General features: G+C 71.1%; 15 protein-coding genes. 5 read left to right on the top strand and 10 right to left on the bottom strand.

The genetic code is table 11. The features are described from left to right. Positions 1–144: 144 nt before the first annotated feature. The gene (locus ACFWJW_RS17155) at positions 145–1,443 is read right to left on the bottom strand and encodes a glycosyl hydrolase family 28-related protein (protein WP_387241209.1); all 1,299 of its coding nucleotides are present in this window, start codon (positions 1,441–1,443) and stop codon (positions 145–147) included. Positions 1,444–1,483: 40 nt separating this feature from the next. On the opposite strand from ACFWJW_RS17155, the gene ACFWJW_RS17150 reads away from it, so the two are divergent. Further along, positions 1,484–2,215 (top strand): CDP-alcohol phosphatidyltransferase family protein, encoded by a 732-nt coding sequence (locus ACFWJW_RS17150; RefSeq protein ID WP_387241206.1) that lies wholly within the window; start codon positions 1,484–1,486, stop codon positions 2,213–2,215. Between the two features lie 45 nt (positions 2,216–2,260). Here ACFWJW_RS17150 and ACFWJW_RS17145 read toward each other — a convergent pair whose 3' ends face one another. The 5 genes from ACFWJW_RS17145 to ACFWJW_RS17125 form a co-directional block, all read right to left on the bottom strand. Then, positions 2,261–2,689 (bottom strand): adenylyltransferase/cytidyltransferase family protein, encoded by a 429-nt coding sequence (locus ACFWJW_RS17145; protein WP_387241203.1) that lies wholly within the window; start codon positions 2,687–2,689, stop codon positions 2,261–2,263. Positions 2,690–2,711: 22 nt separating this feature from the next. Beyond that, a complete protein-coding gene (locus ACFWJW_RS17140; protein WP_387241199.1) occupies positions 2,712–4,250 on the bottom strand; it encodes a fibronectin type III domain-containing protein in 1,539 nt (512 codons plus the stop codon). A gap of 88 nt (positions 4,251–4,338) precedes the next feature. Then, the gene (locus ACFWJW_RS17135; RefSeq protein WP_387241196.1) at positions 4,339–5,904 is read right to left on the bottom strand and encodes an oligosaccharide flippase family protein; all 1,566 of its coding nucleotides are present in this window, start codon (positions 5,902–5,904) and stop codon (positions 4,339–4,341) included. Then, positions 5,901–7,577, bottom strand: coding sequence for a lipopolysaccharide biosynthesis protein (locus tag ACFWJW_RS17130; protein WP_387241193.1), 1,677 nt, complete (start codon positions 7,575–7,577; stop codon positions 5,901–5,903). Before ACFWJW_RS17130 ends, ACFWJW_RS17135 begins: the two co-directional genes overlap by 4 nt. Continuing rightward, positions 7,574–9,079, bottom strand: coding sequence for a hypothetical protein (locus ACFWJW_RS17125; RefSeq protein ID WP_387241190.1), 1,506 nt, complete (start codon positions 9,077–9,079; stop codon positions 7,574–7,576). Before ACFWJW_RS17125 ends, ACFWJW_RS17130 begins: the two co-directional genes overlap by 4 nt. Positions 9,080–9,264: 185 nt before the next feature. Between ACFWJW_RS17125 and ACFWJW_RS17120 the strand changes: the two genes are divergently transcribed. After that, complete coding sequence (locus tag ACFWJW_RS17120; RefSeq protein ID WP_387241358.1) at positions 9,265–10,476, top strand: glycosyltransferase; 1,212 nt, start codon at positions 9,265–9,267, stop codon at positions 10,474–10,476. 37 nt (positions 10,477–10,513) lie between these two features. Here the strand turns inward: ACFWJW_RS17120 and ACFWJW_RS17115 are convergent, their stop codons facing one another. The 3 genes from ACFWJW_RS17115 to gmd are packed head-to-tail and all read right to left on the bottom strand — an operon-like array spanning position 10,514 to position 13,181. Further along, positions 10,514–11,638, bottom strand: coding sequence for a glycosyltransferase (locus ACFWJW_RS17115; protein WP_387241187.1), 1,125 nt, complete (start codon positions 11,636–11,638; stop codon positions 10,514–10,516). Beyond that, complete coding sequence (locus tag ACFWJW_RS17110) at positions 11,635–12,171, bottom strand: DapH/DapD/GlmU-related protein (RefSeq protein ID WP_387241184.1); 537 nt, start codon at positions 12,169–12,171, stop codon at positions 11,635–11,637. The genes ACFWJW_RS17115 and ACFWJW_RS17110 overlap by 4 nt, the downstream gene beginning before the upstream one ends. Further along, positions 12,168–13,181 (bottom strand): GDP-mannose 4,6-dehydratase, encoded by a 1,014-nt coding sequence (gene gmd / locus ACFWJW_RS17105; protein ID WP_387241181.1) that lies wholly within the window; start codon positions 13,179–13,181, stop codon positions 12,168–12,170. Before gmd ends, ACFWJW_RS17110 begins: the two co-directional genes overlap by 4 nt. Before the next feature lie 179 nt (positions 13,182–13,360). Between gmd and ACFWJW_RS17100 the strand changes: the two genes are divergently transcribed. Beyond that, positions 13,361–14,305, top strand: coding sequence for a GDP-L-fucose synthase family protein (locus ACFWJW_RS17100; RefSeq protein WP_387241178.1), 945 nt, complete (start codon positions 13,361–13,363; stop codon positions 14,303–14,305). Positions 14,306–14,375: 70 nt separating this feature from the next. Here ACFWJW_RS17100 and ACFWJW_RS17095 read toward each other — a convergent pair whose 3' ends face one another. Beyond that, positions 14,376–15,878 carry a sugar transferase gene (locus ACFWJW_RS17095; RefSeq protein ID WP_387241175.1) on the bottom strand — a complete coding sequence of 501 codons (1,503 nt, stop codon included), beginning with the start codon at positions 15,876–15,878 and terminating at the stop codon, positions 14,376–14,378. 283 nt (positions 15,879–16,161) lie between these two features. Here ACFWJW_RS17095 and ACFWJW_RS17090 point away from each other — a divergent pair, with 283 nt between their 5' ends. After that, on the top strand, positions 16,162–16,839 hold the full coding sequence (locus ACFWJW_RS17090; protein ID WP_387241172.1) for an AIM24 family protein: 678 nt from the start codon (positions 16,162–16,164) through the stop codon (positions 16,837–16,839). Positions 16,840–16,987: 148 nt separating this feature from the next. Next, the gene (locus ACFWJW_RS17085; protein WP_387241169.1) at positions 16,988–17,722 is read left to right on the top strand and encodes a ribonuclease H; all 735 of its coding nucleotides are present in this window, start codon (positions 16,988–16,990) and stop codon (positions 17,720–17,722) included. Positions 17,723–17,799: the final 77 nt, after the last annotated feature.

Below are 17,799 nucleotides of genomic sequence, written 5' to 3'. Positions count from 1 at the left end.
GCGGCCCTCACTCTAGGCCCGGCCGGCAGTGATCCTACTGACCAGTACGTGTGCCGTTGGTCACCGTCGGCGAGGGGGCGGAGCGGACGCACAGGACGTCAGCGGCGTTTCCGGACCCCCGGGTTCCCGCCCTCCGTGGCCCGTTCAGGACCCCAGGCAGTCGACGAACTTCACCCGGTCGCCCGCACCCTTGATGAAGTCCTGCGGGGAGTGATTGCGCAGCCGGCACATGTCATAGCGGGCCCGGGGGCCCGCGCCGCCGCCGTCCTGCTCGTAGGAGTGCTGCCCGGACAGCTGGCAGGAGTCGTAGCGCACGAGCGGGCCCTGGGAGCCGATGCGGTAGCGATGGGGGCTGCTCTCCTCGGCGAAGGACTTGAAGGCGTTCGCGGTGTCGTCACAGTCGTTGAAGTGCACCGTGCCGCTGTCCCAGGCGCAGTCGATCACCACGGTGTCCGGGTGGCGCACCTCGAAGCGGATGTCCTCGGCGTGGAAGCGCTGCACGGAGTCGTGGTGCGGACCGCGCGGGAAACGGAAGAAGGTGCTGGTGCGCCCGTAGTCAGCGGAGTCCTCGGGGCGGCGGCCGGTGACGATGTAGGAACCGCCGCGGCAGGTGATGGAACCCCCGTAGGGGAACTCCAGGAAGTTGCCCCAGGCGTACTCGACCTTCATGTCGTTGAACCAGTAGTTGAGGAACTGGTCCTGCTGGCCGTGGCTCACCGACTTCTCGGACAGCCCGGAGTACAGGAACGCCTTGCGGTACGCCCCGCCCACCCGGCAGGCGTCCCAGCGCATCTCCGAGTTGGTGTTGCTGCCGTCGAGGGCCAGGCCGTAGGTCCACTCGCCGGTCCACTCGCATTCGGTGAAGCGGTAGTCCTGTGCCTGACCGGTCGAGTAGGAGTAGAAGAACGAGGCCCCGGGCGTGGCGGAGACAAAGCCCAGCTGCTCGAACATCACATTCGCCCAGCTGTCCTCGTTGCGGCACAGATAGGCGTTCTCGCCGTCGGACGGTGCGAACAGCAGCTGTGTCATCCGTTTGCCGGCCCCGCGGAACCGTAAGCCGTTGGCCTTGAGCTTTCCGCCGGGGGCGTGGAGCAGTGCGTGGGGCTTGCGGATGAGGTAGGTGCCGGCCGGTATGTCGATCACGGTCCGGCCGATGTGGTCCCACACCCGGCCGGCCGCGTAGGAGTACGCGCGGGCGAACGCGCGGCTGTCGTCGGTGCGTCCGTCGCCCTTGGCGCCGAAGTCCGCGACCACATCGATGACGTCCTTGCCCTTGGGCTTGTGGCCGGTGACCACGGGGGCCCTGGCGTCGTCGGACGACTGCCGGGAGGCAGGGGCCGCCGGCTCGCATCCGGTGAGGGCGGCCGCCAGCGCCGCGGCCGTACCCGCCAGCACCGTCCGGCGATCGGCGCCACCGGTTGACGAAGAGGTCCTGCCTGCCATGATGTTGCTCCTTCGGGGGTCCATTCATCAGGTGGGGGACATGAGCCAGTTCGGATATGCGATCAGACAGCTGTCTGCGGCCCAGAAATCCGCGAAGGGAGTGTCCCTGTACTCGCGCTATGTGAACCGGCCGGCCGGCCGGGTGTTAGCCGCCGTGGGCTACAGCATCAAACTGACACCCAATCAAGTCACCATGATCAGCGGGCTTTTCACCTTTGCCGGCGTGGTCATGATTGCGGTGCTCCGGCCCTCGCCCGCCGCGGCGGCCGCCATTTTCGCGGCGCTGGTCCTCGGTTTCGCCCTCGACTCCGCCGACGGGCAGCTCGCCCGGCTGACCGGAACCGGCAGCGCCGCGGGGGAGTGGCTGGACCATGTGGTCGACTGCGCGAAGATGCTCGCCCTCCACATGGCCGTACTCGTCTCGTTCTACCGCCGCTTCGGTCTCTCCGACCCTCGGTATCTGTTGGTACCCGTCGCCTTCCAGTTCGCCGCGGTGATGGTCTTCTTCGGCGGCATCCTCACCGAACAGCTCAAGCGCGCCGACCGGCTGCGGAGCGGTGCGGGCGGGCCGGCACCCACGGCACCCGCCTCCACGCTGCGCTCCGTCGCCCTGCTTCCGGTCGACTACGGGATCTTCTGCGCCCTGTTCCTGCTGTTCGGCAGCCGGGACGTGTTCCTGGTGCTGTACTGCTGCCTGCTCGTCGCCCATCTGCTGTTCATGGTGGCGTTCCTGGTGAAGTGGTACCGCGAGCTGTCCGCCCCCGGCCGCTGACCGGCCGGGGACGGACACCTCACCGGGGCAGGCGCCCCGGGCCGGTCACGCGGAATTCGCGAGCCCGTCGAGCACCTTGCGCAGCAGGGTGCTCGACGTGTGCACGGTGTAGGGGAAATAGACCACCTCGACCCCGACCGTCGCGAAATCCCTTTCGAGCTTGTCGCCCTTGCTCGTCCCCCGCCAGTCGTCGCCCTTGAAAATGACGTCGAACCGCACCTGCTGCCAGGTCTCCAATTTGTCGGGCACCGTCTCGACGAACGCCGCGTCCACGAATCGGACGCTGCGTACGATCTCCAGCCGCTCGGCCAGCGGAATGACCGGTGCCTGCCCTTTCGCCTGCACCGCCATTTCGTCCGAGACCACACCCGCCACCAGATAGTCGCACTGGCTTCTGGCGTGCCGGAGAATGTTCAGGTGCCCGACGTGGAATAGGTCGTAGACCCCGGGCGCATAACCTACTCGGTGCGTCATTTACCCCCCACTCGGCAGACGGTCAGTTTCTGGCGGTCACATAGACCGGGCCATTGCGCCCGGACACATTGGTGCCGTCGGTGACCTCGATCGAGTACCGGTGCTGGGCCCCGGGCTCCACGGTGTCCGTGTAGCTCATGTTGGGCCGGTTCCAGTAGCGCGAGTCCTGGTTGAGCGAGGTCAGATACTCGCCGTCCCGGTAGATCTTGTAGGTCAGGACACCGTCGTCCCGGTCCCACGAAGCCTTCCAGTTCAGCGTGATCTTGCCCCGGGACCCGCTCGCACCGCTGAGCAGCGGCACCTGCGGCGCCCCGGTGTCCGGCGCCGCCGTGAACCGGGTCAGGCCCTGCTGCGGCGCGTCATTGACGGTGGTGAACTCGCCGCCCGCCCACAGGACGCCGTCCGCCATGGTCAGCGCCCGCGGGCCGATCTGCTCGCCGATCCCGTCGTTGGTGTCCGGGAACCACGGCAGGATCGTCTTGTCCGAGATCGACTGCGCCAGGAAGTGCTGACGGTTGCCGATGTCGGTGAAGCCGCCCGGGGTGTTGGAGCAGTCATGCGCGTGGGAGCCGCTGTAGAGCACGCCCTTGTACGGCAGGACCGCCTGGGTGGCGCCCAGACAGGTGTCCTTCCAGAGCTGCCCGCCGTCCGACAGCCGGCCCGCCGCGCGGCCGTCGAAGACCCCGCCGCCGGTGCCCTCGGCGCCCAGATAGAAGTTGGTCCCGTCGTTGACGAGGGACTTGACCGCCGAGCGGTTGGGGATCCAGCCGGTGAAGGAGTTGACGACCCGGCCGGTGGTGGCGTCGAGCCCGGCGAGCGCGTGCACCCCGAAGAGGCTGCCGTTCACCGAGGTGAACCGGCCACCGATGATGACCTTGTTGAGCTGCGGAGCGACCGTGAGGGCGTTGACCGCCGGGGTGGGGTCGTTGCCGACCGAGGAACCACGGATCGTCGCCTTGAACGGGAGCAGCTCGCCGTCGGGCCGCAGCGCGGCGACCCGTTCGCGGGTCTGGCCCTGGACGGTGCCGAAGCCACCGCCGATGTAGACGGTGTCGTCGGTGACGTCGAGGGCCCGTACGGTCGAGCTGACCGTCGGCTTCCAGTCCGCCCCGATGGTGCAGTCAGCGGTGTTGAGGGCGGCCGTGTTGGACCGGCCCACCGGGCCGGCCTTCCCGAACGAGCCGCCGATGTAGACCGTCGAGCCGTCGGGCGATGCCTTCATGGCCCGGATCGTGCCCGTGCCGCCGGTGAACGCCGGGGCGCACGACAGCGGTTCACCGGTCTTGGCGTCGAAGGCCGCGAAGTTCGTACGGGCGACTTCGCCGGTGCCGGGGGCGGCGCCCGGCGGCCGGATGTGGCTGAAGGTGCCTCCCACATAGACGATGCCCTTGGCGTAGGCCATGGCCCACACGATGCCGTCGGTCTGCCAGGTGCGCAGCGGATCGGCGGTGAGGGTGGTTTCGCCGGTGGCCTGAGCCGGGCCGGCGGAAAGGGCCGTGGCCGCGGTGCCGAGCACCGCGGCGGCGAGCAAGAGATGGACAGGTCTGCTTCTTTGGCGCACAGGTCCCCCCTGGAAGCATGGCGCGATCGGAATTGTCAGGGTAGGACGTGGGAACGCGACGAGTTCTGTGCGGAAATGGGACCGATGTTCACGGTGAGTTTCCCGAACCACGCTTGCGCAGCGCCCCGAAGAACTCCCCTACCCCCAGCGGCAAACGATAGCGCCAGACGGCGGCGCCGAAAGCCCCAATGGCTAAAACAATTCCTAAAAGCGCGCCCGGAACGGTGTCCCCGAAAAGCGTCCGCAGCGCGAACACCGGGAGCGCCACCGTCACGACGCCGAGCACCGCGGCGCACCGATAGCCCCGGTCGACGGTACGAAAGCCCAGGCGGTAGCGGGCCAGCAGCGCGGAGGCACCGTTGTCCACCACGATCGCCAGCCCCCAGGAAACCGCCGCCCCCAGCACCCCGTAGCGCGGAACCAGCCAGATGCCACTGCCCAGTTGGACCACGAACGCGGTGCCCGCAACCACCAGATTCCAGACGCTCCGGCCCGCCATGAGGATGACCGTCTGCGCATTGCCGACGCCGACATTGACCAGACAGGCGGCCGCCAGGACCACCAGCCCCGCCGCGCCCCCGCCGAAGCCGGGCCCGAAGAGCGACAGCACGGTCCGCGGGAACGCGGCGAGGACCAGGAACACGGGCCAGGAGAAGAGCGCGATCCAGCGGGTGGACAACCGGTGCAGATGCCGCGCCCCGTGCCGGTCGCCGGCCGCCAGCAGCCGGCTGATCTGCGGCGCCACCGCCAGTCTGATCGCCAGCTGGAGCAGGCTGCCCGCGGTGACCAGCCGCCCGATCGCCGTGTAGATGCCGGCGTCGGTGCCGGTGCCCAGCGCCGACAGCAGGATCACCCCGATCCACACCGCGGTGATGTCGAAGACGGAGGAGACCGCCCGCGGTCCGGCGAACGCCCAGAACTCCCGTGCCTGCGACGGCGGTTGCCCGGAACCCGGATGCCTCCGGCGGGACCGGCGCAGCGAGACGCCGGCGGCCACCGCACCCAGCACCCCGGGCGCCAGCCAGGCCACGGAGAGCCCGGTCACGCTCGGTGCGACCAGGACCAGCGGCACCGCGAGCAGCACCCGCAGGGCCGGCTTGCCGATCTGCTCCACGCCCACGAAGGGCACCACCGAACCGTAGCCCCGGGTGGCCCCGAGCAGCACCAGTGCCACCGTCGTCACCGGCAGGAACACCGCGAACAGCCGGATGAGCGCGGCGGCCCGGCCCGGATCCAGCTCGGGCAGCAGCAGACCGGCGAGCCCGGGGGAGCACAGCAGCACCGCCGCGCCCGCGGCACTCGCCAGCAGCGTCGGCAGCACCGAGATCCGCAGCAGGGCCGGTACGCCGGCGCCGCCGCTGAGCTCCAGGTCCCGGGAGACGAAGCGGACCAGCGCGGTATCGGCGCCCAGCTTCAGTGCGTTGCTCAGGATGGTGAAGGCCGCGACCCCCGTGAACACCGCGCCGGCCCCGCGGGCCCCGAGGCCATGGGTGATGACGGCGACGAGGACGAACCCGAACAGCGCGTTGGCGGCCGAGCCCGCCAGGCCGAACATGCTGCCGCGGGCGGTGCTGCCGACCCCGCTCCCGCCGGCCCCGCCCGCCGCCGGTGGCGCGGGCCGGTCGCCCGCCCCCGCCGGACGGATGGCCGTCACCTGTGCAGCGAGGTGGTGTCGGCGTCGACGGACGCGCCGTCCTGCGGTGCCGGTCCGAGCAGAGGCGGCGGCGGGCCCGGCCGCGGCGGCGGCGCCACGGGGGCCGTCCGCGCCCGGCCCCGGCCGCGTTTGCGGTGCGTCGGTCCGCCGTCCGTCAGCCGGCGCAGTGACGTCCCGCGGCTGCCCTTGTCCAGCACGGCCCCCAGGATGTGCCCGCCGGCGCCGGTGATCAGCTCCCAGACCCGGTCCAGATCGTCCCGGCGGACCTCGTTGAGATCACACACCACCACGACGCCGGCCGCCTGCTTGGCGACGGCCAGCCCGTCCGCGTGCGACAGCAGCGGCCCGGTGACGACCACGACATTCTCGTTCGGGCCGGACGGGGCGTTCAGCAGCCGCGCGAACTGCGGTGAGGACAGGGCACGCGCCGGGTTGGGCACCTCCCGGCCGGGCAGCAGATCGAACCGCCCGTCCACCCCCGCGTCCACGGCCAGCCGCTCGCCGTCCGCCCAACTGCCCGGCACCGGACGGCCGTGACCGTGGTGCAGCGGCAGCCGCTGGGCGAGCTGTGGAGTCCGCAGATCGGCCTCCACCAGCAGGATGTCGTTGCCGATCTCGGCGAACGCACCGGCCAGGTTCACCGCGACCGAGACCGCCTCCGCATGCTCCCGGGGGGAGACGACCAGCAGACTGCCCCGTCCCGCGAAGCGCTGGTCGTGCACCAGCCGGAAAGCGATCGTCCGGTATGCCTCCGCCCGGTTGCCGCGGCCGGTCCGCCCGACCTCCAGCAGCTGTGCACCGGCCTGCCGGCGCGGCAGGATGCCGAGCACCGGTGCCCGCAGATTGTCCTGCACATCCGCCACCGACCGGACCCGCGGCTCCAGCACCGAGCGCACCCAGGCCGCCAGAATGCCCAGCACCAGCCCGACCACGGCCCCGGCGAGCAGCAGCACGACGAGTCCGGGGCTGGACGGGAAGGCCGGCGGATCGCCCTTGCGGACGATGTCGCCGGGCGTGGTGTCGAGGGACTTCAGGCTGGAGATCCGCCCCTGAAGGTCCGCTATCTCCGACACCAGATTGCTGCGCTCGGACTCATCGGTGGCCCGCCCCCCGCTCCCGGCGGCGATCCGCCGGTCCAGCACCTTGCGCTGCTCCTGGAGCGGCTTGAGTTCGGCGCTCAGTTTGCTGACGGTCTTGTCTATCCGCTGGGTCGCGGCGTCCTGCCGGTAGTCCAGATACGCATGCACGAAGGCGTTGACGAGCGCGGCCGCCCGGTCCGGGGAGTCCGCGTCGTACTCGAACATCAGGGTCTGGGTCTCGGGTGGATTGCTCACCCGCAGATCCCGCTGGAGCCGGGCCGGCACGGTGTCCAGCTTCAGGGCCTTGGCCGCGCCGGCCGCGACCGACGCGCTCTGCGCGATCTGCCGCTCGGTGCCCATGCTGATCTGCTTGTCCACCGAGACCCCGCCGGCCTCGAAGGGCGCCGTACTGATCGCATGCACCACGACCTCGCCGGTCGCGGTATAGGTCGAACCGCCGAGCAGGGAAACGGCGCCACCGCCGAGCATGCCCAGCACCAGCCCCAGCACGACCAGGGCCCGATACCGGAAGAGCTGGCGCAGCTGGTCCCGGATCTGGTCCGGCTCCTCCGCGGGCTCGTCGAAGACGCTCACGTACGTGCTCCTCCTGTGGGTAGCGGCAAGGCGGCGCGGGGCGCGGGGGACGCCGGGGCGCGTGCGGGATCCGCCGCGGACGGCGGAAGGGTCCGCCGCCCCGGCTTACGGGTGATCAGTAGCGGGATGCAGACCAGCAGGGCGAGCGGGCCCACGATGGCCATCAAACTGCCGCGCAGCAGCACCAGTTGGTAGAAGCCGAAGGCCGGCACCAGCAGCGCCGCGAGGGTCCCCGGGCGCCGCCGCAGCCGGTGCCGGAGGTCGTCGATGCGCCGCCCCACCGCGCCGATCAGACCGAAGACGGCGATGACCGACGGGAACCCGGCCCACATGTACGACTCGATCCACAAGGGCGCGGAGAGATTCTCGAAGGTGTAGCCCGCATGCCGGGCGAGCAGGATGCCCGCGTCATCGGGCTTGCCGGGCCAGACGGCACGCGGCACGAAGAACAGCGGGGGCCCCAGCGCGGCCGTCGGCGTGAAGCCATGCGTATGGACGTAGTCCACACCCGTCTCGATCTGCTGGAACGCGTCATAGTCACCGTTGGAGGTGAACTGCTCGGCCAGCGACACGACATGGACCGGCTCCCGCTTGTCGTAGCGGAAGTAGTCGCTGTACGGGAAGACCACCAGCACCACGGCCGCCACGGCCGCCGCGCCCAGCCGGAACGCCCGCGGTCCGCGCAGCCAGGAGGCGCTGAAGACCAGCGCCAGCAGGACCGTGCCGGCCCAGAAACGCGGCTGGCTGATCGGGTTGTTGACGACCACGTTCACCGCGATCAGCAGCGGCAGCAGCAGCCACCGCAGGCCGCGCAGGGTCCGGTCGCCGGCGGTGAACCGCGGTACGTGCACCAGCCCCACCAGCGCCCAGAAGGCCGGCACCGAAAGGGCCCAGGCGGCCATCGCCCGGTCCGCGGACGCGGCCGGCGCGGCCTGCGCCGCGGCCTCGTTGGCGGCCTGCCGGCTGAGGAAGAACGCCGACAGTCCGCCCTGTCCCGGGATCAGCGCGACCGCCAGCAGCAGTGCCAGACCGCACAGCAGCAGCACCCGCCCCGGCGACAGCCGCCGGGCCAGCACCGGTTCGAGGACCACGGAGGTGCGCGACGACCGCCAGGACGCCACCGCGGACCCCGCGCTGTAGGCGAGAAGTCCCGTCTCCACCACGGCAGTTGTCAGGAACGCGGTGTTCGCGTCGACCATGAACCCCCGGGGATAGGCGTCCGTCGCGAGCATCGCCAACGGCGCGAGTCCCAGCCACACATAGGAAAAGAGCCAGAAACCGAGGGCAATCAGCCGCGCCCGGACGTCCGTCAGCACCCGGGCCAGCGCCGCACCCGTGTGCACCACCACCACACACTGCACGGCCAGCGCGGCACCGAAACGGGCGTCGAGCGACTGAAGGATCAGTACCGGCAGCAGCACCACCAGCAGCAGCGCCCAGCAGCACAGTGCGGCGACACCCCGCACCGGCACCGCGGTGCCCGGTCGATTTCCGCGCCGCATCGGCCCACCTCCCCCCAACTCCCCACCAGCGACCACAATCTAAGGGACATCGGTAGAACAAGGTTGCCTTCGGGACACAATCGCAACGCAATTCACAGCCCGCGGACCCCGGCAGCCTCCTACGATGACCGCACATCCAGAGGGGGCCATTCGTGGAAGACTCGTTCGCGGGCCGGTGCGTGCTCGTGGTCTCGACCAACTACGCACCCGAACACACCGGCATAGGGCCGTACTCGACCCAGATCGCCGAGCACCTGGCCGCATCCGGCGCCGACACCCATGTCCTCGCGGGCATGCCGCACTACCCCGCCTGGCGGGTCGCGGACGGCTACCGCGGCCGGTGGCGCGTCCGGGAACGCCGCGGCGGGGTGACCGTGCACCGTCGGCGGCACACCGTTCCGCCGCATCAGACCGCCCTGCGCCGGGCCCTGTTCGAGGCCAGCATCCTGGCCCACGGTGCCCTGACACCACCACGTATCCGACCCGACGTGGTGCTCACCCAGATGCCGAGCCTGGCCGGGGGAGTGCTGGGCGGACGTCTGGCGCGGCAGGCCGGGGTACCTCATGTCGTGGTCGTCCAGGACCTGATGGGGGCCGCCGCCGAGCAGAGCGGCATCCAGGGCGGGGGCCGGGCCGCCGCGCTGGCCGGGGCGGTGGAGGCGCGGGTGCTGCGCCAGGCGGCGGTCGTCGGCGTGGTGCACGAATCGTTCGTGGACCGGGTCACGGCGATGGGCGTGCCGCGCGCCCGGGTTCATGTGGTGCCCAACTGGACCCATGTGCGGGGACCGAGCGGCGACCGGGACCGCACCCGGGCGCGACTGGGCTGGTCCGACCGGGAGACCGTGGTGCTGCACGCCGGCAACATGGGCCTCAAACAGGGGCTGGAGGTGCTGGTCGAGGCCGCGCGGCTGGCCGGTCAGGAAGCCGCGCCCGTACGGTTCGTGCTCATGGGGGACGGCAACCAGCGCGCGCATCTGGAACGGCTCGCCGCGGACGTCCCCGCGCTGTCCTTCCTGCCGCCCGCCGACGCCGAGGACTTCCCCGAGGTGCTGGCCGCCGCCGATGTGCTCGCGGTGACCCAGAAGGCATCCGTGCTCGATATGAGCCTGCCGTCCAAGCTGACCTCGTACTTCATGACGGGCCGGCCGGTGATCGCCTCGGTGGCCGCCGAAGGGGGCACCGCACAGGAGGTGCTGCGCTCGGGCGCCGGGACGGTGCTCGCCCCGGAGGACCCGAAGGCGCTCCTCGCGGAGGTCCGGGCGCTCGCCGACGACCCCGGGCGGGCCGCGCAGCTGGGCGCCCGGGGCCCGCAGTACGTCGAGCAGCGGCTCAGCAGCCGGGCCGGTCTGGAGCGGATCACCGAACTGCTGCGGATCGCGCGGGCCGCCGGCCGGTAACCGCAGGCGGCGGGGGCGCCGGCCCCCGCCGCCCCGGTCATCGTGCGCCGGGCCGGGCGAGGGACCCGTACCACCCCTCCAGCCGGTCGGCCACCGCCGCCAGCGAGAACTCCGCCTCGACGGCCGCATGACCGGCCCGGGTGACGCGCTCCCGCAGCGGACGGTCCTCCAGGAGCCGCAGCACCGCGTCCGCCAGCTGCTCCGGCGAACCGTCGGTCACCACAGCGGCCTCGCGCCGCCGGAGCGTACCGGCGATCCCGCAGCTGCCGGTGCAGACCACCGGGGTGCCCACCGCCAGGGACTCCAGGACACTCATCGGGAACGGCTCGTCGACGCTGGGCAGCACGTAGACGGTGGCCTGCGCCGTCCGCCGCACCGCGGCGTCGTGGTCGAGGGCCCCGCCGTACGTCACGACCTCGCCCAGCCCCTCCTCGGCGATCAGCCGCCGGACCTCCGCCAGCCGTCCCTCGTCCGAACCGTGCAGGGTGAAGGACACCTCGGGCCGTTTGCGGTGCACCAGCGCCGCCATCCGCACGAAAGCCTCGGGGCGCTTGCGGCTCTGCAGCCGTGCGAGGAAGAGCACATCGGTCTCGCCGCGCTCCCCGTCGGCCGGGCGGGAGCGGACCCCGTTGGGAAGTCGGACCAGCCGCGGCCCGCGCGGGCCCAGGACCTTCCGCAGCCCGGCCTCCTCCTCGTCGGTGAGGACCAGGGCCGCGGCCGCCCGCCGCAGCAGCGGGACATACACCCGGTCGAAGAGCCGGGCCACCGCCGAGCCGCGGGGCTGGACCATGCCATGGGTCTGCACGACGAAGGGCCGGCGGCGCACCACGGCCACCGCGAGCGCGGCCAGGGACACCAGGTCCCGCCCGGCGTGCAGATGCAGGGCGTCGGCCCGGCCCACCCGCCGCCAGAGCGTGGGCAGCAGCCCCGGGTGGAACAGGCCCAGGAAGCCCTGTCCCGGGACCAGCGTGCGGGCGGTCCGGGCGCGCAGCGGCACCCCGTCCACCGACCGCGGGGGCGCGCTCCGGCCCCGCCACAGCGAGACCAGCTCCACCTCGTGCCCCCGCGCGGCCAGTTCACCCAGCTGCCCGGTGGCCACGCTCACCGGACCGCCATAGGCCCCGTCGTCGCTGACCAGCGTCACCACATGGGTGATCCTCATACGGCACCTCCGGTGGTGTGCACGGCCCCCGGCGGCACATCGCGGTGGACGACCACGCCGGCCCCGACCACCGCGTCCGCTCCGACGGTGACGCCGCGCAGCACCATGGCACGGGCCGCCACCCAGGACCCGGGCTCCAGCCGGATCGGTGCGTTGTCGAACTCGAAGGTGGGCGACTTGCGTTGGTGGCTCCCGGTGCACAACACGGCACCCTGGGACACACAGACGTCATGGCCGATACTGATCGGCTCCAGGTTGATCAGCCAGGAGTCCTCGCCCACCCAGACGTCATCTCCCACCGTCAGCTTCCACGGCCACTGCACCCGCACCCGGTGCCGGATGAGCACCCGTTCGCCGACCCGGGCGCCGAACAGCCGCAGCACCGCGGGCCGCAGCCGCGGCGGGAACCACCACTTCATGAACAGCACGTTGAGCACGACGAACCAGGCGACCTGGGCCGGCAGTCCCCGGCCCTTGTCGTAGCCGGCGCCGGTGAAGCCGCGCAGCCGGCGGTCGGTGGCGGTGGCCGTCATCGGTCCACCCGCACCCGGTGACCGGAGAGTTCGTCCGCCAGCTGCCGGACGTCCGACTCGACCATGATCCGGGCGAGTTCGTCGAACTGCACCTTCGCCGACCAGTCCAGCAGGCTCTTGGCCTTGGACGCGTCGCCGATGAGCGCGTCCACCTCGGAGGGCCGCTCGTACTTCGGGTCGAAGCGCACACTGCGCTCCCAGTCCAGCCCCACCGTGTCGAAGGCGGCCTGGAGGAAGTCCCGTACGGTCGCGGCCACTCCGGTCGCCACCACATAGTCGTCGGGTTCGTCCTGCTGGAGCATCCGCCACATGGCCTCGACGTACTCCGGCGCGTAACCCCAGTCGCGCACGGCGTCGAGATTGCCGAGGTAGAGATGCTCCTGAAGGCCCGCCTGTATGCGGGCCACCGCGCGGGTGATCTTGCGGGTCACGAAGGTCTCGCCGCGCCGCGGGCTCTCGTGGTTGAAGAGAATCCCGTTGACCCCGAACAGCCCGTACGCCTCGCGGTAGTTGACCGTGGACCAGTACGCCATGACCTTGGCGCAGCCGTACGGGCTGCGCGGGTGGAAGGGCGTCGCCTCGTTCTGCGGCGGCGGGGTGGCGCCGAACATCTCCGAGGACGAAGCCTGATAGAGCTTGGTCTGCACGCCGCTGGCGCGGATGGCCTCCAACAGCCGTACGGCGCCCAGCCCGGTCACATCCCCGGTGTACAGCGGAGCGTCGAAGGAGACCCGGACATGGGACTGGGCCCCGAGGTTGTAGACCTCGTCGGGCTGCACATCGCGCAGCAGATTCACCAGGGCCACCCCGTCCGACAGATCGACGTGGTGCAGCAGCAGCCGCCGGTCGGGGGTGTGCGGGTCCTGGTAGATGTGGTCGATGCGCTCGGTGTTGAAGCTCGACGAGCGTCTCATCAGGCCGTGCACCTCATAGCCCTTGCTCAGCAGCAATTCGGCGAGATACGAACCGTCCTGACCGGTAATTCCGGTGATGACCGCGGTTTTCGGCATGGCTTCCCCCCACGAGAAGTGATGTGCATCGGGATCTGACTTGCTGGTTTGCCCACGCGCCGGCGGACCGCGGGGCGTGGACGCTACCCGCTCCGGCGCCGCCGGTCGAGAGCGAGGAGCGGCAGATATTTCCTGAAATAGCCGGTGGACGTATCGGGTTGACTGACACAATCCGCCCCATGGATGACTTGCTGCCCACACCCGCCCGCGTCTTCGTCGCGGGCCACCGAGGTCTGGTGGGATCCGCCGTGGCCCGGCGGCTGTCCGCGCAGGGCTATGACGTGCTGACCCGTACCCGCGCGGAGCTCGACCTGCGGGACGCCGGGGCCACCGAGGCGTATCTGCGCTCGGCACGGCCCGACGCCGTCGTCCTGGCGGCCGCCAAAGTCGGCGGAATCATGGCCAACAGCACCTATCCCGTGCAGTTCCTGGAGGACAATCTGAGCATCCAGCTCAGCGTCATCGCGGGCGCGCACCGGGCCGGGGTGCGCCGGCTGCTGTTCCTCGGATCGAGCTGTATCTACCCCAAGCACGCCGCCCAGCCGATCACCGAAGACGCCCTGCTGAGCGGGCCGTTGGAGCCCACCAACGAGCCCTACGCGATCGCCAAGATCGCCGGCCTCGTCCAGATCAGCTCCTACCGCCGGCAATACGGTGCCTCCTTCATCTCCGCCATGCCGACGAACCTCTACGGGCCGGGCGACAACTTCGACCTGGAGACCTCGCACGTCCTGCCCGCCCTCATCCGCCGCTTCCACGAGGCGAAGGAACAGCGGCTGCCGGAGCTCACCCTCTGGGGCACCGGCACCCCGCTGCGCGAGTTCCTGCACGTCGACGACCTGGCCGCCGCCTGCGAGGTGCTGCTGCGCCGCTATGACGGCGACGACACGGTCAACGTCGGCTGCGGAAGCGACCTGACCATCGCCGACCTGGCCGCCTGTGTCGCCGAAGCGGTCGGGTACGAGGGACGGATCGCCTTCGACCCGTCCCGCCCCGACGGCACCCCGCGCAAGCTGCTCGACATCAGCAAGATGCGGGCCCTGGGCTGGACGCCCACCATTCCGCTCGCCGAGGGCATCGCCCGGACCTACCAGGAATGGCGGGCGGAGCCGGCCGCGGTGTGACCGCCCTCGATCCGTCCCGTGCGTCCGGCGCCCGCCTCTCGGCGAGGCGCCGGACGCACACCAAAGGGCGTTAGTAGGCACCGCGCCCGTCCACGACGGCCCGCACGGTCCGCGCCAGCACACCGATGTCGCGGACGTAGGACCAGTTGTCCACATAGCTCAGATCCAGTGCGACGGTCTCGTCCCAGGAGAGATCGGACCGACCGCTGACCTGCCACAGCCCGGTCAGCCCCGGCTTGACGGACAGCCGGCGGAGCTCGGTCCCGTCGTACCGCTCCACCTCTTCGGGCAGCGGGGGCCGCGGGCCGACCAAGGACATATGGCCGGCCAGGACGTTGAACAGCTGGGGCAGTTCGTCCAGGGAGAAGCGGCGCAGCAGCCGGCCCACCGGCGTCACCCGGGGATCCCGCCGCATCTTGAACATCGCCCCGTCGTGCTCGTTCGACGCCTCCAGCGCCGCCCGCATCCGGTCGGCGCTGACCACCATCGTGCGGAACTTCCACATCCGGAACGGCCGCAGATCCTGGCCCGTCCGGATCTGCCAGTAGAACACCGGCCCGGTGGAGGAGAGCCTTATCGCCGCCGCCACCAAGGCGAACACGGGGGAGAGCAGCATCAGCAGCAGCAGCGCCCCCAGCCGGTCCGTGACCTGCTTCAGCAGAACCGGCATCCCGCGCCGCGCCGCGGGATCTATATGCATCACCGTCAGGCCCGCCGCCTTCGCGAGCCGGACCCGGTGCTGCGAGACATCGATCAGGCCCGGAAGTATGGCCAGATTTCGACCCCCGTCGTGCAGGGCCCAGGCCAGCCGGCGTATTCGCGCCGCGGGCAGCCGACGGCCCGGCGCCACGAAGACGAGATCGGCGTCGAGGTCGGCGGCGCACCGGAGCACGGTCTCGCCGTCCAGTCCCGCGTCGGATGTGCTCCCGTCCGACGCGAGCCGGGCCGGGACGGGCACCGCCGAGTCGGTGGTCTCCTCGCCGACGAGGCAGCTGCCGACGACGACATATTCATGATCGGTACGGTGTGCCAGCTCCGCGAGCACCACATCGACGGTGCCCGCCTCCCCGACGATCAGCGCCCGGCGCAGCGCCTGCGCACGGCGTCTGGCGGCCACCAGATACCGGTGCACGAGCCGGCGCCGGGCCACGCCCAGCGCCAGGCACGGTAACAGGGCCAGCACACAGATCTTGAGCGAGACCTCGACCCGCGCCACGACGCAGACGACGGCCAGTACGCCCAGCATGGTCAGCCAGTCCCGCAGGACCGGCAGTGCGGCATCGTCATCGGCCGGCCCCTGCCGGCTGTAACGATTCTTCGACGCGCCCACGGCAAGCCATGAGGCACCGGCCAGCGCCGCGGTGAGCAGCGGCTGGGGCTGCTGTGTCACGGCACAGAGCAGCCCCACCGGCAGCAGGGCGCCCACGGCGTCGACGACCGGCGCCAGCTGTCGCAGCCGGCGTTCCGTCGGCCGGTGCCTGCTTTGGTCGTCGCGTTCCGGTACGCGGTCCAACTTGGCTGTCCCGGCAGGTGAATCGATCACCCTTGCTCCGGCAGCTTCGAACAACCCCATGGCCCCCCACTTGGTCGTCCCCTTCACTTCCGGCGCGGCTGGAGCCCCCCGGCCCCACAACCGCCCCCGTGTCGGACGTGACGCTAGAGCACGCTGCGCCCGACTGCTGTGGTTTACCTATTTTGAGTGTTCTTGTGTCCGATTGTTTACAAGCGGACGAGCGCGTGATCCGGTCTCGGCCACTGTGCCGGGGGCGGCACGGGGCCGGGCCCGAGGTCTTCCGGAACCCGACTCCCCCGACGTTTTCCGGTGGTCGCAGCCACCCCGGGCTAGCATTCCGGCCATGAACAGTGACCTTTTCGCCTCGGAGAACATGGCCGCACCGGCCACCGCGCCCGGGATGACGCAGCAGAACGCCAAATCGCTCAAGTACGCGCTGGACGGCGAGTGTTACGCCCGGCAGGGCGCGATGATCGCCTACCGCGGCGATCTGCAATTCGAGAAGCAGGGGCAGGGCATCGGCAAGTTCCTCAAGCGCGCGGTCACCGGTGAGGGGCTGGCGCTGATGGCCGTGCGGGGCCGCGGTGAGGTGTGGTTCGCGCACGAGGCCGCCAACTGCTTCATCATCGACCTCGCCCCGGGCGACGGCATCACTGTCAACGGCCGGAATGTGCTGTGCTTCGACCCGTCCCTCTCCTACGAGATCAAGGTCGTCAAGGGCGCTGGGATGGTCGGTGGCGGGCTCTTCAACTCCGTCTTCAGCGGCCACGGCAAGCTCGGTGTGATGTGTGAGGGCAACCCCATCGTCATACCCGTCTCCCCGCAGGCCCCGGTCTTCGTCGACACCGATGCCGTGGTCGGCTGGAGCAGCGCGCTCCAGACCACGCTGCACCGGTCGCAGAGCCTCGGCTCGATGCTCCGGGGCGGCTCCGGGGAGGCCGTCCAACTCCGCCTCGACGGCGAGGGATTCGTGATCGTACGGCCCAGTGAACTCCGCCCGGAGAAGGAATCCGGCAACTGATCCGGGTCAGCCCGGACCGCCGGCGGTCCGGGGCCAGGCGCGCGTCCGGCCGGCCGAGGGCCCGCTGCTCGAACGGTGCGCGTCCCATTCGGCCCGCCCGCCCGCGGGCCCCGCGGAGCCGGCTTCGCGCGGCGCGCCGCTGCCTGGCATGATCGCGCGCATGGCTGAACGCGTGATCGCCGCCTGTGACGGCGCTTCGAAAGGAAACCCCGGGCCCGCGGGCTGGGCCTGGGTCGTCGCCGACGGTGCCGGAACCGTCGTCCGGTGGGAGGCCGGGCCGCTGGGCACCGCGACCAACAACGTCGCGGAACTCACCGCCCTGGAACGTCTGCTGACAGCCACCGATCCGGCCGTCCCGATCGAGATCCGGATGGACTCCCAGTACGCGATGAAGGCCGTCACCACCTGGCTGCCCGGCTGGAAGCGCAAGGGCTGGAAGACGGCCGCGGGCAAGCCGGTCGCCAATCAGGAACTGGTCGCCGGCATCGACGCGCTGCTCACGGACCGCTCCGTGGAGTTCCGCTATGTCCCGGCGCACCAGGTGGACGGGGACCCGCTCAACGACTTCGCCGACCGGGCGGCGAGCCAGGCGGCGATCGTCCAGGAAGCCGCCGGCAGTGCACTCGGCTCCCCGGAGCCGCCGGCCGCCCCCGACACCGTGCGGCCCGCCGGCACCCGGCGACGGGCCGCCGGCCCGGCGGCGAAGACCGCCTCCGCACCGCAGCGGCGCACCTCGGGGAAGACCCGGACCCTCAACGCCAAATTCCCCGGCCGCTGCCGCTGCGGGCGCTCCTACGCGGCGGGCGAGCCCATCACCAAGAACCCCGACGGCTGGGGCCACCCCGCCTGCCGCTCCGGGGCGGGCGACGACACGGCCGGCTGACGCCTCTGCCGGGCGCGGGTGACTGAGCGGCCGGCCACGACGTCGCCGCGGACGAACCGGCCGCTCTCGGCACCTTC

This window comes from Streptomyces sp. NPDC127097 (genome assembly GCF_042724075.1).
Taxonomy (GTDB): Bacteria; Actinomycetota; Actinomycetes; order Streptomycetales; family Streptomycetaceae; genus Streptomyces.
The sequence above is the reverse complement of the archived record's forward strand: the minus strand, read 5'-3'. Positions and strand labels throughout refer to the sequence as shown.

What these genes read in the sequence shown, in the direction of transcription:
- ACFWJW_RS17155 (WP_387241209.1), bottom strand. Translation starts at nt 1,443, where the DNA reads ATGGCAGGCAGGACCTCTTCGTCAACCGGTGGCGCCGATCGCCGGACG.
- ACFWJW_RS17150 (WP_387241206.1), top strand. Translation starts at nt 1,484, where the DNA reads ATGAGCCAGTTCGGATATGCGATCAGACAGCTGTCTGCGGCCCAGAAA.
- ACFWJW_RS17145 (WP_387241203.1), bottom strand. Translation starts at nt 2,689, where the DNA reads ATGACGCACCGAGTAGGTTATGCGCCCGGGGTCTACGACCTATTCCAC.
- ACFWJW_RS17125 (WP_387241190.1), bottom strand. Translation starts at nt 9,079, where the DNA reads ATGCGGCGCGGAAATCGACCGGGCACCGCGGTGCCGGTGCGGGGTGTC.
- ACFWJW_RS17115 (WP_387241187.1), bottom strand. Translation starts at nt 11,638, where the DNA reads ATGAGGATCACCCATGTGGTGACGCTGGTCAGCGACGACGGGGCCTAT.
- ACFWJW_RS17110 (WP_387241184.1), bottom strand. Translation starts at nt 12,171, where the DNA reads ATGACGGCCACCGCCACCGACCGCCGGCTGCGCGGCTTCACCGGCGCC.
- gmd (WP_387241181.1), bottom strand. Translation starts at nt 13,181, where the DNA reads ATGCCGAAAACCGCGGTCATCACCGGAATTACCGGTCAGGACGGTTCG.
- ACFWJW_RS17100 (WP_387241178.1), top strand. Translation starts at nt 13,361, where the DNA reads ATGGATGACTTGCTGCCCACACCCGCCCGCGTCTTCGTCGCGGGCCAC.
- ACFWJW_RS17095 (WP_387241175.1), bottom strand. Translation starts at nt 15,878, where the DNA reads ATGGGGTTGTTCGAAGCTGCCGGAGCAAGGGTGATCGATTCACCTGCC.
- ACFWJW_RS17090 (WP_387241172.1), top strand. Translation starts at nt 16,162, where the DNA reads ATGAACAGTGACCTTTTCGCCTCGGAGAACATGGCCGCACCGGCCACC.
- ACFWJW_RS17085 (WP_387241169.1), top strand. Translation starts at nt 16,988, where the DNA reads ATGATCGCGCGCATGGCTGAACGCGTGATCGCCGCCTGTGACGGCGCT.